This window comes from Mesorhizobium sp. M0802, assembly GCF_040320115.1.
Taxonomy (GTDB): domain Bacteria; phylum Pseudomonadota; class Alphaproteobacteria; order Rhizobiales; family Rhizobiaceae; genus Mesorhizobium.
Map to the genome: position 1 here is coordinate 38,618 of NZ_JAMYOY010000027.1, position 13,824 is coordinate 52,441.

Annotated in this window: 11 protein-coding genes; 9 read left to right on the top strand and 2 right to left on the bottom strand. The window is 58.5% G+C overall.

Annotated features, from left to right (window positions below; genetic code table 11):
- Positions 1-846: 846 nt before the first annotated feature.
- Positions 847-2,679, top strand: coding sequence for an OmpA family protein (locus tag NKI10_RS27920; protein ID WP_352799900.1), 1,833 nt, complete (start codon positions 847-849; stop codon positions 2,677-2,679).
- A 923-nt stretch (positions 2,680-3,602) separates the two neighbouring features.
- Here the strand turns inward: NKI10_RS27920 and NKI10_RS27925 are convergent.
- Both NKI10_RS27925 and NKI10_RS27930 read right to left on the bottom strand, forming a co-directional pair.
- Entirely contained in the window at positions 3,603-3,815 is a 213-nt protein-coding gene (locus tag NKI10_RS27925; protein WP_352862408.1) for a hypothetical protein, read from the bottom strand.
- A gap of 93 nt (positions 3,816-3,908) precedes the next feature.
- A complete protein-coding gene (locus NKI10_RS27930; protein WP_352799906.1) occupies positions 3,909-4,211 on the bottom strand; it encodes a hypothetical protein in 303 nt (100 codons plus the stop codon).
- A 301-nt stretch (positions 4,212-4,512) separates the two neighbouring features.
- Between NKI10_RS27930 and NKI10_RS27935 the strand changes: the two genes are divergently transcribed.
- The 8 genes from NKI10_RS27935 to NKI10_RS27970 all read left to right on the top strand — a co-directional run bounded on the left by NKI10_RS27935 (position 4,513) and on the right by NKI10_RS27970 (position 13,722).
- The gene (locus tag NKI10_RS27935) at positions 4,513-5,655 is read left to right on the top strand and encodes a helix-turn-helix domain-containing protein (protein ID WP_502897584.1); all 1,143 of its coding nucleotides are present in this window, start codon (positions 4,513-4,515) and stop codon (positions 5,653-5,655) included.
- A 398-nt stretch (positions 5,656-6,053) separates the two neighbouring features.
- The gene (locus tag NKI10_RS27940) at positions 6,054-7,655 is read left to right on the top strand and encodes a putative bifunctional diguanylate cyclase/phosphodiesterase (protein WP_502897586.1); all 1,602 of its coding nucleotides are present in this window, start codon (positions 6,054-6,056) and stop codon (positions 7,653-7,655) included.
- Between the two features lie 169 nt (positions 7,656-7,824).
- Positions 7,825-8,349 carry a ubiquinone biosynthesis methyltransferase UbiE gene (locus NKI10_RS27945; protein ID WP_352799997.1) on the top strand — a complete coding sequence of 175 codons (525 nt, stop codon included), beginning with the start codon at positions 7,825-7,827 and terminating at the stop codon, positions 8,347-8,349.
- A complete protein-coding gene (locus NKI10_RS27950) occupies positions 8,346-9,524 on the top strand; it encodes a methyltransferase domain-containing protein (protein ID WP_352799915.1) in 1,179 nt (392 codons plus the stop codon). The genes NKI10_RS27945 and NKI10_RS27950 overlap by 4 nt, the downstream gene beginning before the upstream one ends.
- A complete protein-coding gene (locus NKI10_RS27955) occupies positions 9,521-11,887 on the top strand; it encodes a SpoIIE family protein phosphatase (RefSeq protein ID WP_352799918.1) in 2,367 nt (788 codons plus the stop codon). Before NKI10_RS27950 ends, NKI10_RS27955 begins: the two co-directional genes overlap by 4 nt.
- Positions 11,888-11,889: 2 nt before the next feature.
- Positions 11,890-12,450 (top strand): slr1658 superfamily regulator, encoded by a 561-nt coding sequence (locus NKI10_RS27960; protein ID WP_352514376.1) that lies wholly within the window; start codon positions 11,890-11,892, stop codon positions 12,448-12,450.
- An 18-nt stretch (positions 12,451-12,468) separates the two neighbouring features.
- Positions 12,469-12,807 (top strand): slr1659 superfamily regulator, encoded by a 339-nt coding sequence (locus NKI10_RS27965; RefSeq protein ID WP_352514377.1) that lies wholly within the window; start codon positions 12,469-12,471, stop codon positions 12,805-12,807.
- Positions 12,808-13,113: 306 nt separating this feature from the next.
- Positions 13,114-13,722, top strand: coding sequence for an ATP-dependent DNA ligase (locus NKI10_RS27970; RefSeq protein ID WP_352799922.1), 609 nt, complete (start codon positions 13,114-13,116; stop codon positions 13,720-13,722).
- Positions 13,723-13,824 lie beyond the last annotated feature (102 nt).

The following is a 13,824-nucleotide window of genomic DNA, read 5'->3' on the forward strand; positions in this document are numbered from 1 at the left end:
ATCCCTTATCGAGATATCGTGAACGGCCGGAGCATCATGGTTCTGAGCCGGATTCCGCGTCTTTAAAAATCCCGCAACAGCTGAGGCAGACCGCATATGCGTCCGGTTAGCCCAAACTGTGCGGCTGCGGGGCAGCGCCCGCGCGGTGGCTGGCGCCGGTCGGCCAAGCAGAGCCGCTTGTAAATAAAATTCCTCCGAGCGGCGCAAACGGCCATTCTTGTTCGCTGTGGACATTGAAGCTCACAATCTCGGCATCCTCGCTAGGGGCGGCTTGAGGTGGCGCCTTGCGGAAATCCAACAACCGTGGTCGGCCGTGGCAACCAAAAGCCGAGTCCTGCATTGTAGTAGATGCTGTTATACCAACTCCCTATGTGCTGTTCTCGATGCGGTGCGCGCGGCCATGATTATGAGCACTGCACGCATCTGAACCATGGCAGCCTCTTCGAGGCGCCTGCGCCTTCCACCCAGGGCGATGAACGGCACAACCAACAGGTTCCGGTTAGCAATCCAACCCAGATCGCTGGGCCGGGCCGGATATTTTGACACTGATTGAAGTCGTGCGCCTGCAGCGTCAGTTCGCGGCACTGAGCCATTTGCCCGCTGGGTCCGTCCAGACGGTCAGAAGGGTCCAGAAGGCCCATCCGCTAGCCAGCGGGCGTTCTCATACCGCAGATTACCCCGGAACAGGCCGCGGCGTCCTCCGGCGGACTGTATCTGCGGCTCGGCTCGCGGCGTCGCCTCCGAAGCAATCTGCCCGTCGGCTGTTAGCAAGCGCGGCATTCCAGATCGAACCGGAACGAATGTAGCAGTTTTCAGTAACGACGGGACACGTCAAGGAGAATTCAAATGACACGCCGACCAAAGATTTTGGCCAGCACTGCGCTCGGTTTGCTGATCGCGTCCGCGCCGTTCGGGCCCTTCGCGCCCCTCAGCAGCGCCGCCTCCGGTCCCGCACGATTCGTCGCATCCCCACCGCCGATCTTTATCAAGTTAAAATGCAAGGAGGGCGAGTCCGCCGAAGCCTGCGCGCTGAGGCAGCAGGCTCCGACCGAAAACGCTGCTCCACTTCCAGCGACCGAACCACAGCCTGCTCAGAAACCACAGGAGCAGCCAAAAGAGGCAGCACCTGCGTCCGAGGCAGCTCCCGTTCAAGAATCCACCCCACCGGCTGAACCATCCGCGAAGGAACAGCCTGCTCAACCGGCCGCGCCGGCGCCGGCGTCCGAGGCTGCGCCAGCGCAGCCGGCCCCAGACAAATCGGCTCCAGTTAAGCAAGTCCAGCCACCTGCAGATGAGGCACCTATACCCACCCCGGCTCCCCAGGCGCCTGCTACGACCGATCAGCCTGCGCCTGCCCAGGGCGAACAGCCGGCGGAACCTACGAGCAAGCCAGAAAAGAAACCTGCCGCCGAGCAGCCTGCCGCCGAGGCGCCTGCACCAACGCAGCCTGTGACTGGAGAACAACCTTCGACCGATCAGCAGCCTGCAACCGCCCCAGCTAATGGTGAGCCAGCGGCGCCCGCCCAAAGCGAAAAGCCAGTTCAGGGCGAGGCTCCAGCAGATCCGAACGCCGCACCAGTCCTCGACAGCGAAAAAGATGCAAAACGTCCGGGCAAGGACGGCAAAATGCCCGCTCAGCAGAGCGATGGAGGTCAGGCCCCCGCTTCTGCGGCTGCCCCCGTAGACTCCGGACCGCCTCCTGTGGACGACAAGGCCGCGCAGCAGGAGATCAAGCCGGAGAAGATCGTTCCGGTGACGGATGAAAAGGGCACCCGCCGCGACAAGGCCCCGGACAACCAGGCGCCGGAGCGTCCAAAGGGCGCCGATGTTCTTACCGAAATTGCCGGCCGGATCATCATCCAGTTCAACAACCAGACGATCGTCGAGAGCAACGAAGCTCCGCGAATGAACCGTGGTGCCAAGGATGTGTACTATGAGGATCTGCCGGGCGACCGCACGCGCGAGACAATCGTTCGGGACAATGGCATCCAAATCGTCACCATCCGCAACCGCTATGGCGATGTCATCCAGCGATCGCGCATCACGCCCGACGGCCGCGAGTATGTGCTGAGCTATGTCGACGAGAGGTATTACCAGGACGTACAGGATTGGCGCGATCCTGGTGATGACTTGCCGCCCATGCGGCTGAACATCCCGCGCAAACAATATATCCTGGAGTCCGATTTGGTCGAGAATGCCGACGACTACTATACCTTCCTGGAGCAACCGCCGGTGGAAAAGGTCCAGCGGCTCTACTCGGTCGACGAGGTCAAGCGCTCGGCGCGTGTGCGCGATATCGCCCGGCGGGTTGATCTCGACACGTTGAATTTCGAGTCCGGTTCGGCGGCGATCTCGGACAGCGAAGTCCAAAAGCTGCAAGGCGTTGCGGACGCAATGGAGCGGCTGCTGAAGAAGAACCCGGCCGAAACATTCTTGATCGAAGGCCATACCGACGCCGTCGGTAGCGACAATGCAAACCTGGCCTTGTCCGACCAGCGAGCAGAGGCCGTTGCCGAGGCCCTCACCACCTCCTTCGGCATCGCGCCAGAGAACCTGACGACCCAAGGCTATGGCGAGCGCTATCTTAAGGTAAACACGACAGGGTCCGAACGGCAGAACCGCCGCGTCGCAATTCGCCGCATCACACCGCTGGTGGCGCCGGTCGCCAGCGCCAACTGACAACGGGTCTCGCGACGCGGAAAAGAGTGCCGAGTCGCGAGACCCTTGCCAGCCAAGCTGATCAATGCTCCGGCCTCCTCTGCTGGCCGAAGATGCTTGTCTTTCAACCCCGACGCGGCCTGTCAGCCTTCCGTGCGGTTTTACCATTCCACTTGCGGCTAAGTTACATTCCTGCATGTTCAGGCAAGGCTGGGGAAAGCACCATCGTTTGTCATCGAGGCCACTCGGTTGCGCTCGATGATGCGGGGCAAATCGCGCCTTCTGCTGATGGTCCAAGACCAGCCAAGGAAATCTGCCTGGCCCATGCATTTTCGCGGCCATGCTTGCGCGCGGCGCAACGAAGCCGTCTGTCCGTTTTCACCCCAAGAGCCTCCCGACCGGCGGTCACGCCATCGCCGACTTCTGCCAAATCCGAAATCCTAGTTTAATAGCTATCACCTGTGACCCGAGGTTCCTTGCGGGGACTTTCGTACGCCTGCTAGCGCCCGAAACTCTTCACGATAGCAGTCCAAGCTTCTGGTGGAGAGGCATAAAAACTGGACATGGGGTTGCGGGCGTGCCGACGGCTCAATTGGGGGCCGAGAGCGGAATGGCAGCTTCCAGCATCCAAAAGCGATGGCAGACATTCAAGCAGGTTGGGGTTGAAGTCTCTGACTGGCCCAAACACGACAGCCGACATCACGGCTAACAGGTCCGCTTGCACCAAGAAAGGAACTTCCGAAGCAAATCTCAACCAGTGGAGGGAGTGGGATTGGAACCACCGTGAACTCGTGCCCGCGTCGGGTTTTCAAGTCCGGGGCCTTGGCTCAGGCGCGTCGCGACTGAACAGATTCATGCGACGCGCCTTAGGTTATTGCTGCTATCCATCTCGTTGCACCAAAATCGCTGAGCGCTTTTGGGCGACATGTGCAAATTTGCGGTTCCTAGCCTTTGCAACGAGACCTGACCGCTTCCAGGAATTGGCGCTCGCCGGCGTGAGCATTTCGAAAAATTGCCACAACCATCACCGCCAGGATTTCGGCGTCCGGGTCCAAGGGGTCGAGATGCTCTTCCGCGCAGATCTGATCGAACACGCGTTCGCAAACAACCAGATCGTGGGGGCTGAGGCAGGTGCCGTTGAAGCGCCCACGCGGCATTTGCGCGAACCTTTCAGGGCCCGCTGCCCGACGAATCGCTGAGGCGACGGAATGCTCCAGCGATAATTTCGTCGACAGTGTATTGCGGTGAGTTTACTCGTTTCCTGACGATTGAGCGGCCAGCAATCCCAAAATTTCCGCGCACTCACGAGCTTTATACTGACCAATGGTCATCAGTTGGTAGTAATCATGTCGCTTGTTTTCCGGGATATGAAAGCCACGCCTAAAATCGGCCGCCTCCTGCGGAGTTCGAGTGCAGCCGATTTTACTGGCTGTGACTTTCAAACTTGCCAGTGAGCATCCGATCCTGGCCGCAATATCCTTCAACGGCTCGTTGTTAACGTATCCGTCAAGAATTATCTTGCGACGAGCTTCGCTGTTGAGCTTTGCGTTCATTTCGACGGTCTCCCCAACTACGCTTCCATAATGCTCAACTCTATATGCAGCGAGCTGAAGAGTGTCGTTAGCGTCGCATCCAGAAACTTGTCTCGGGATGCATTTCTTGCTGTTACTCAGCGTGATCGCCGGGTCTGTCGACGCGAGTTCCGCTGTAGTTGGCAGGGTTGCGGCTGTGATCATCGAACGGCTTGATCTGGCTGGTCTGTCGATATCGGCCTCAAAGTCTTGCCAGATGCGGAGGTACACCACATGATTGAGAGGGGCATGGGCATACCCGATTCGGATATGGCACCACGCGATGGACGCAAAAAGGCAAGGCAAGACCCCTGCGAAGCAGCCGCCGGAGCGTGATCGACGTCGTTGGCCGCGCGAAGCTCAACCTCATAGCGAGTCAGCTTCGCCACTCGGGCCGGCGCTCCAGCCTCTGTCCTTTTCAACGCTCGAACTGGCACCAGAGGATCAATTCGCCACTTGGCAAGCGCACATGGCGCCGCTTGTCGAGGTCAAGTTGCCGGATGACAAGTCGCCGGACGATGGCTTTCCCGCCGACCACACGGCTTGGAACCTCGGTGGCATGCTGATCGTCCAACAGCACGCTCCGGCACATAGTTACATCCGCTCTGCCGCCAAGCTTCGGTCCAGTTCGATCGATCACTGGTATATCGCCTTGCCACGTACTGGCCGGTCGTGGACGGAGGTCGATCGCCGCGTTGAAGAAGGCCAGCCGGGCAAATTGGAGATCAGGTCGCTTGGCTATCCGTTTCGCGGGAGGGCAACGTACTCCGAAAGTCTCTTTCTCTATCTGCCGCGTGATTTGTTCTCTGACGTGGCCGCAACCCTCGACGCGAAGAACAATTCAATTCTAATCGGCAACTTTGCCAGCCTCTTGGTTGACTACGTCAGCAGCATCGAAGCAAGACTTCGCAGTCTCACGGCCGAAGATCTGCCCCGCATCGTGCACGCAACACGCAGCATGGTCATTGCCTGCCTCGCGCCGCCGGCAGAACATGCTGCCGCCGCCGAACAATTGGCGGGTGTCGCGCTGATGGAGCGAGCGCGCCGATACGCCCAAAACAATCTGGATACGCCTCATCTGACACCGGATTCAATGTGCCGGGCGCTCGGCGTATCGCGCTCTCGTCTCTATCAGTTGTTCGAACCAAGCGGTGGTGTTCTCCATTACATACAGAGCCGCCGGCTTCTTGCAGCCCATATTGCGCTTAGCGATCCAGCGGACAGCCGGCGCATTGTTGAAATTGCCGAAGCCTTCGGGTTTAGTTCAGCCGCTAAGTTCAGCCGGGCATTCAGTAAGGAATTCGGTTATAGCCCCCGCGAAGGTCGCGGCACGGTGGTGTTGCCGCGCCCTGCCCACTCTGCTTCGCTTGCCGAACACCAGAAGGCCTCTTCCTTTGAAGGTTGGCTCAAAGCGCTCGGAAGCTGAGCATAGGATCGGCGATGGTCGGCGCTTCACGGATCAGGATATTTCATGTCACGGCCGCCGCGCTATCAATCATATAGCCAATTCACGTCAATTGCCGATTTATTAACCAACTGTGATTGTTGATTGTTATCGCCGAAAACCACAGCGGAGCACGCATTGCACCTACGTCGTACACGGCACTTGTTAAGACTGCGAGTTAAAAGTTTGCCAAGCTTGGCAGTTATGTTATTTCTGGACTGGGCAACGTGGATTCGCGCCGCTTATGGAGGTGGCTCTTGGTTCCAGAGGCATCAGGCGTCGGCACGAAGAGTGACCTTCCAAGTCAAGGCGAAGCGCTTCTCGCTGACCTTTTAGCGAACACGACCGAACTTTTATCGTTCTACGACCGCGACTTCTGTCTGACCCACTACGCAACCAAGCTCAGGGGCATGTACGGAGGCGCGGTGACGCCGGGTGCCGCCCTTTGGGAGATCTACCCGAGCTTCCTCGATGCGAGGTATCGCGACGAATTTCTTCGCGTGTTCCACGGCGGCTCACCGGCAAGCATCGATTTGCCGCGGTCATCGGGCGAAGTGCTGCGGTCCGTTTTTGTTTTCGCCACTGCAAATGGTGCGGGAATCATTGAATCAAGGGAGCGCGATGGGCGCAGCGTGACGGATGAGCAAGAGCATGTAATTCTGCTCCATCAGGCGACGCACGACGTGCTGACCGGACTGCACAATCGGCGGCGATTCGGCGAGCAACTGCAGCAGGCGCTTGCGGCCCTCGGCGAACTGAAGCCGAAAGCCGCCCTGCTGCAGATCGACCTTGACGATTTCAAAGCAGTCAACGACACGCTCGGGCATGGAGCAGGCGATACGCTTCTTCAGCTTGCGGCGGGTCGTATCCGCGACGCGCTGCAGGACGGCGAATCCGCATACCGGTATGCCGGCGATGAGTTCGCTGTCATCCAATTAGGAAAAGAGCAGCCAGCAGAAGCTGAGCGCCTCGCCGGATCGCTGGTCGACGCTTTCAAGAACCCGTTCGTCATCAACGGCATTCCCGTCTTCGTCGGCTCGAGTATCGGAATTGCTTTCGGGCCGGAGCACGGGACCGATGGCGAACAGTTGATGAAAGCCGCTGACATTGCTCTTTACGCGGCCAAGACGGATGGACGCGGCTGCGCTCGAACATTCAACCGTTCGATGCTGCTCTTGCTTGAGCAACGCGAGAATCTGAGACGCAGCCTTCGAACCGCGCTTGAGCGGGGCGAGCTTTATCTGGAGTATCAGCCGCTCATTCGGCCTCCCTCGTCGGTGATCGGTTTCGAAGCGCTGCTCCGGTGGCGGCACCCTGAGGTCGGAGTCATACCACCTAACGTGTTCATACCGATCGCCGAAGCCGACGGTCTGATGGACGAGATTGGACGATGGGTGCTCGAGGAAGCCTGTCGCCAGGCGTTGACGTGGCCTTCCTCGCTGACAGTCGCAGTTAACCTGTCACCAGCTCAGTTCCTTAGCGGTTCGCTGACGGACACCGTCGCCCAGATCATCGACGCAGTTGGAATCGAAGCCGACCGACTTGAACTTGAGATAACGGAGACGGTCCTACTTGAGAAGACTATCGACAATATCGATACGTTGAATACCCTGAACGTCCTGGGAATACGAATTTCGCTGGACGATTTTGGAACATACTACTCATCGTTAGGCTATCTTAAGAACTTTCCCTTCGATACTTTGAAGATCGATCAGTACTTTATTGCGGACCTGGAAACCGACCTCAAAAGCCAAACGATCGTGCGATCGATCATGAATCTGGCGCACGGCCTAGGGATAAGCGTCACCGCCGAGGGGGTCGAGACGTCGGCACAGGCGCGGTGGCTGATCAAGGAGAATTGCGATTGCCTGCAAGGTAATTACCTAGGACGGCCGCTCGGAGCCGAGGGGATCAGCGATTTCATCAAGCGGTCCCCGCCGAGGGTGGTACGAGCGATGCAGGAATCAAATCGGGCGCTCTAGTGCCTTGAACCCTTTGTTAACGATGAAGTGGAGATTTGTAGAACGATCGAGGCGGATACCGCGCAATTCTTTGGGTCGGTGCCAGACTGACTGACCACGGGCGGTGAAATTTTTCGTCGCGGAGGCCATCATCCCGCGGGGGTTTAATATGGAACAAGTGAGGATGCCGATGGGACCTGTTCATCATGACCTGGCTGGCGGCGGACCGACCTTTGAACCCATGATCCAGATCGACATGGAAATCAAAGCTTTTGTCTCCGCTTGGAGACACTGCGATTATGTCTCGACATACATGGCCCGGATGATCAGTCAGAACAGGTCTGACTCAGTCCGGCATTCAAATCTCTTTTCCTCCGCCTTCAACGAATTGCTGGAAGTCGCCTTTCGCACGCGCCATGCCGATGGCAAACTGGCATGTAGGGTGTCTCGCCATGGCGCGACGGATAGGATCGAGTTGACATTTCCTTGCGTGCCGGAGGAGCGCCAATTCTACGAAGAAGCCGTGTCGCAACTTGCAGGAATAGAGGCCAGAGAGCGATACCTCAATTCGGTGTCTGGGGATCTCGCGCCGAGCCGCGAGGTCGTACTTCTGGAATTGACTGTCGACTACAACGCGACACTCTGGATCGAGGAAGCCGACGGCGATGCAATCAAGCTTGTCGTGGATCTTCCGCTCGAGGGCTTGCAAAATTGAGCCCTTACGACCTTCTCCCGCGCTTTAAGGCGCAATACGACGCGAACAACCAGGAGTTCTCCATATCGGGAGTGGTCCGGCCTCAGGCGATCGATGAGCTTGGGCCCAGCATAGCATTGCTCCGCGATGCGATCGGCCGTGTGCGCGGCATTCTCTACGTCAATGTCAGGCGCTTGACGCAGATGAACAACGCCGCTTTTCACACCTTTTCGAGGATCATGATCGACGCTTGTCGCGCTCGACCCGATCTCAAATTCGTCGTCATCACGTCAAGCGTCGTCGGATGGACCTCGCGAAAATTCGGTCGCCTGAGCGGAATTGAACCGAACATCACCGTCGAGGAGTATGACACTGAATTCTATCCAGGGCAGGGCTTCCTTGAGGAAGGCGGGTTCGTACCGATCCTGCGCACTCAGACAAAGATGACATGGCGCCACGAGCGCGCAATCTTGGCACGACATGGGATGAGGCCCGGGATCGTTATGGCCGACATCTGTTGCGGGATCGGCGATTTCGCCGTGCTCGTGCAGAAGGAATTCCAGCCATCGCGGATCGTTGCCCTCGACCACTCCATATCGAGCCTGAACTATGCCCGACAGGTGATGCGGGAGTTCGATATCCGGGGCATCGAATGTACCTATGGCGATGCGTCGGAGATGCTGCTCGACGAAGCGCAGTTCGACTTGGTCACCTGCCGACATTCCCTGCAAATCTTCAATCGACCTGAACTCATCCTCAAGGAGCTCTACCGCATATGCAAGCCAGGCGGGCGGGTCTATATCACCAACGAAAAGAATTCGCATTGCCTCGGCGAGCCGCGCGCCGAAAGCATTCGCTGGACCTACGACGAGGTGGCGAAGCTGTTCGGGCATTTCGAGATGGACGTCGAGCTTGGGCCCAAGAGTCGGCGATACCTGGTGGAAGCCGGATTCGAAGACATCCTTGTGGAGACCTTCATGGTCACTAACCTGGACGGCGATCCGCAGGATTTCGCCGATGTCATTGCAGCCTGGGCGAATGTCTATGCGGGCGAGATGGCGACCAAGCGGGGCGATGGACCGGAGTTCGTCGCACGGTTCCGGCAGGGTTTCGAGGACCACATTTTCGCCGCGCTCCACCCCAAGGGTTATGCGGGCTGGCCGATCTGGGTCGCATCGGGGCGACGGCCGCAATGAAAGCAGACAATGAGCGTACACCACGCTTCGGCCTGCGCTCCTTTCGAGCGAAATTCGTATTGGTCGTTGGCGGCGCCGTACTGTTCGACCTCCTTTTGAGCGGTGGCCTGGCGCTTTGGAATGTTCAAAAGCTTTCGCGCGATGCCACATCGGAAGTCGGCGAGGGCCTGACTACCGCAAATCAGGAATACATTCGTTCCTATGCCGAATCGACAGCGCTGAGCGTCGACCTGCTGCTCGATCGAGTCCATGGCGACGTCAAGGCCCTGGCCGGCGTGCTACAGGCTCAAATCGACGATCCAGGCAGGCAGCAACAGGTCGGAGCCACGCTTTCGCAGGAGGCGCCCGGCTCCGTGAAGGTAGTCTACGACGCGCGGGGCGATTGGGCGCAGAACCTGCCGGGCGCGCCTTCCGTGCTCAGCGTCTGGGGCTACCTGCTGGGCGCCGACCACAGTCCGCTGCCAGGCGTTCAACGGGAAATAGAAGACAGCACCGTGTTGGACCTCGTTGCGCCGACGCTCATGGCCAGCGGGTCGTCCAAACTGCAGATGTATTATATTGGTCCAAAAGAACGGCCGATATTCAGGACCGTACCGTATACGGACCAGGCACAGACCTTCGACAAGCTCTATCCGGGCCACAACAAAGCGGAGTTCTGGGAGTTCTTCTTTCCGGGAATCTATGGTTCATGGCAGCAATGGGCCAAGGATCCAGCCTCGCGTCCGGTCCCTGACGATATCACCCAGACGGCGCCTTACACCGATGCAATCACGGGAAAGCTGATCGTCAGCTTTTTCCACCCGTTGTGGACGCGCGATCGCACCGGCATCGCCGGTACGGCGGGAGCAGACATCACTCTCGATCAACTCGCGGAAGTCGTCGAACGTGTGAAGATCGCTGAAACCGGGTTCGGCTTCCTCACGATGTCGACCGGCAACGTGGTGGCGATCAATCCGTCGGGTCAGGCGATCATCGGCCTGACGTCATCGAGCGATGCGGGCACCCAGGGCGTCACCGGCCTGGAAAGATCCCTGCGGGGAAGCAGGCAGCCAGCTATCGCGTCGCTGCCTCTCGACCAGAACAATGACGGTGTCATTCAGCATATCATGCTCGATGACAAGGGCGAACGCGTACCCTACATCGTTGTTCTCAAAAGATTGAAGCCGACCAATCTGTGGAGTTCGGGACCGATCAAGTCCGAAATGATGTCGGTCGGGATTGTCGTTCCCGAACGGGAGATCTACGCGTCCCTGTTTGCCGCGCAGCAGAGTATTTCGCGCGCAACCAATCGTATCCTGCTCTTTCAGATCGGTGCGATCATCGTTTCGCTTATGATTGTCTTCGCGGCCGTGCTCGGAATTTCGAAGCGGATCACCGCGGGCCTCAGGGCGCTTGCCAGTGCCGCCCAGCGGCTCCAGACCAAGGACTATTCAGTCCGCGTCAGCATTCCGACGCGCGACGAGGTTGGAGCCGCCGGCATCGCTTTCAACCGCATGGCCGAGCAGATCAGCTTCCACACGGAAAACCTCGAGCATCTCGTCGACGAACGAACCATGGAGCTCGGCGCCGCCAATCAGGAGATTTCCGCTCTCAACGAAAAGCTGCAGGACGAGAATGTCCGCCTCGGCGCCGAGCTCGCCGTTGCCAAGCAGATCCAGTTGATGGTCCTGCCGAAACAATTCGAACTCGAAGCGATTCCGGGGCTGGAGATCGCAGCCTACATGCGGCCGGCCGACGAGGTCGGCGGTGACTATTACGACGTCCTGCAGAACGGATCACGGATCAAGATCGGCATCGGCGACGTGACCGGTCATGGTCTCGAGAGCGGCGTGCTGATGCTGATGGTCCAATCCGTTGCACGCGCGCTGCAGGAGACCGACGAAGCGGATCCGCACCAGTTTCTGGATCGGCTGAACAGAGCGATCTACAAGAATATCGAGCGGACGAACACCGGCAAGCATCTTTCGCTGGCCTTTCTTGACTTCGAGGATGGGCGGGTAACGCTATCCGGCCAGCATGAGGACGTTCTCGTCGTGCGTGCGGACGGGGAGGTCGAACGCATCGATACGCTTGATCTGGGTATGCCGGTTGGTCTGGAGAATGACATCTCGAAGTTCATCGACACGCGTGACATCCTGTTCGAGAGTGGCGATGTGATCGTGCTGCACACCGACGGTGTGACCGAGGCGGAGGATCAGGACAAAAGGCTATTCGGGTTCGAGCGCCTCTGCCAGAGCGCAAGTAAACGTTACGGCGGGAGCGCCGACGACATCAAGACCGGGATCATCGAGGATCTGATGGCCCATATCGGAGTCCAGAAGATCCATGACGACATCACCCTCGTGATCATAAGGCACACATAGCAATGACAACGCTGTTCGGGACCCCTGATATTGCGATCGGGATGAAGGAGAGCATCAGTCGCGTGCGGCTGTTCGACGGCCCTCTCGACTTAAGTTGGCGTCATTGTGCCACGACCTCAGACTTCATCGCCGATCTTTTCGCGTTGCGCTTCCGGTCCTCCCGCAATGACTACATGGAAGTGCGGCACAGCATTGGATATCTGGTTAACGAACTCATCGAAAATGCCGTCAAGTTTCGCGCACCGGGTGAGATCGTGATCGAGGCGTCGATGGATTCGGAGTGCTTCAAGCTCAAGGTGTCGAATGACGTCGATGGTGAAGATGCGTCTGAGTTCCAAAGCCTCCTGGCGGACATCACGGTTGGCGACCCTATGGACCTGCTAATACAGCGAATTGAAGCCAATGCCGCCAACCCCGACGTGGGAGGCTCCGGACTAGGATTGCTGACGTTGATGAGCGACTACGGCGCGCGCCTGGCTTGGATATTCAGCGCCGCCGACGAAAGCGATCGGATTTGCGTGGAGACATACGCCTCTATTCCGATCTCGCAAATTCACAACTAAATGAAACGATGCCAAGCTATGGAAATCAAGACAGACGACTACCGCGTGTGGACTGAAGAAAGCGAGATTTTCTTTTATGGCGCAATGCGGCTTGCCAATTCCGACGCTGGTGCGCCTATCGCGGCGTTGGCGGCGAATGTTCTCGCCTCGAATCCCGCCTCTATTACGCTCGATCTGAAGGACCTTCACTTCCTTAACTCTTCCGGCATCAACCTGCTGGCGAAATTTACCATCGAGGTACGCAGGCATCCCGATGTTCGACTCGTCGTGCGTGGAACGCCCGACATACCTTGGCAATCGAAATCATTGCCGAACCTGAAGAAGCTGCATCCCGCCCTGGTGCTTTTGATGGACTAAGGCCTGTTGGTCTTCAGGCCTGAAGACCAACAGGCCTTAACTGGTCGCCTAAATGGCCAAGGAAATGCGTGAGCCAGCGGCAATCCTGGGCAGCATCGGCCACTCGGTGCAAGAGCGCCGCACAGAGGTGAGATATGTACGCCAGGATAAGTATCTGGATACGAAGCTAACGACATTCCGGCCTCGTCCGTAGATGTTCGCGATAGTCCGGCGGGGGCTCGGCACAGGCGGCAGGCGTCCAGATAGCTGGGGTGTCGCTGCCTGTGCCGACAACGCCCCCCGCTAGGCGGTCAAAGGTGTCCGTCATTGAGTAAGCGTGCCAAGGTCAGCGGCGGCCGGCTGGAGTTCATTCCGCCGCAGATCCCGACTCTGGTCAAGCAACCGCCCGAAGATGGGGGATGGGTTCACGAGGTCAAGTTCGACGGCTACAGGACGCAGCTCATTGTCGATCAAGGCGGCGTGCGTCTTTTCAGTAAGAACGGCCATGACTGGACCGCAAAATACTGGCCCATCGCGCTGGCAGTCGAGCTGCCATGCAGGGCTGCCATTCTCGACGGCGAGGTCATTGTAGCCGGTGAGCAGGGCGCTCCCGATTACCCTGCGCTGGAAGCCGCGATCTGGAATGAGCCGAGCCGGCTGGTGTTCGTGGCGTTCGACATCCTCCATCTCGATGGTCGCAATCTTGCCCTCTTGCCCCTGCTGCAGCGCAAGCACACGCTGTGGCAACTGGTTGAGCCTGGCGCCGGCAAGATCCGGTACAGCGAGCATTTCGAGGGCAGTGCGCCAGCGATCTTCCGCGCCATCGGGGAGATGGGACTCGAGGGCGTCATCTCGAAGCGCGCCAGCAGCCGCTACAGGAGCGGACCGTCGAACACATGGCTGGAGGCCAAATATCTCAAGGAAGCCGATTTCTGAGCATCGATGACCACTTCTGGCGTCGGCACCAGCATTGTCCGCTTTTGGTAGGCGGTCAAGTCGGCCGGAATGACCGAGATGAGGCGCGAAGCTGCCGTTTGT

What these genes read in the sequence shown, in the direction of transcription:
- NKI10_RS27925 (WP_352862408.1), bottom strand. Translation starts at nt 3,815, where the DNA reads ATGCCGCGTGGGCGCTTCAACGGCACCTGCCTCAGCCCCCACGATCTG.
- NKI10_RS27930 (WP_352799906.1), bottom strand. Translation starts at nt 4,211, where the DNA reads ATGAACGCAAAGCTCAACAGCGAAGCTCGTCGCAAGATAATTCTTGAC.
- NKI10_RS27920 (WP_352799900.1), top strand. Translation starts at nt 847, where the DNA reads ATGACACGCCGACCAAAGATTTTGGCCAGCACTGCGCTCGGTTTGCTG.
- NKI10_RS27960 (WP_352514376.1), top strand. Translation starts at nt 11,890, where the DNA reads ATGACAACGCTGTTCGGGACCCCTGATATTGCGATCGGGATGAAGGAG.
- NKI10_RS27945 (WP_352799997.1), top strand. Translation starts at nt 7,825, where the DNA reads ATGGGACCTGTTCATCATGACCTGGCTGGCGGCGGACCGACCTTTGAA.
- NKI10_RS27935 (WP_502897584.1), top strand. Translation starts at nt 4,513, where the DNA reads ATGGACGCAAAAAGGCAAGGCAAGACCCCTGCGAAGCAGCCGCCGGAG.
- NKI10_RS27955 (WP_352799918.1), top strand. Translation starts at nt 9,521, where the DNA reads ATGAAAGCAGACAATGAGCGTACACCACGCTTCGGCCTGCGCTCCTTT.
- NKI10_RS27965 (WP_352514377.1), top strand. Translation starts at nt 12,469, where the DNA reads ATGGAAATCAAGACAGACGACTACCGCGTGTGGACTGAAGAAAGCGAG.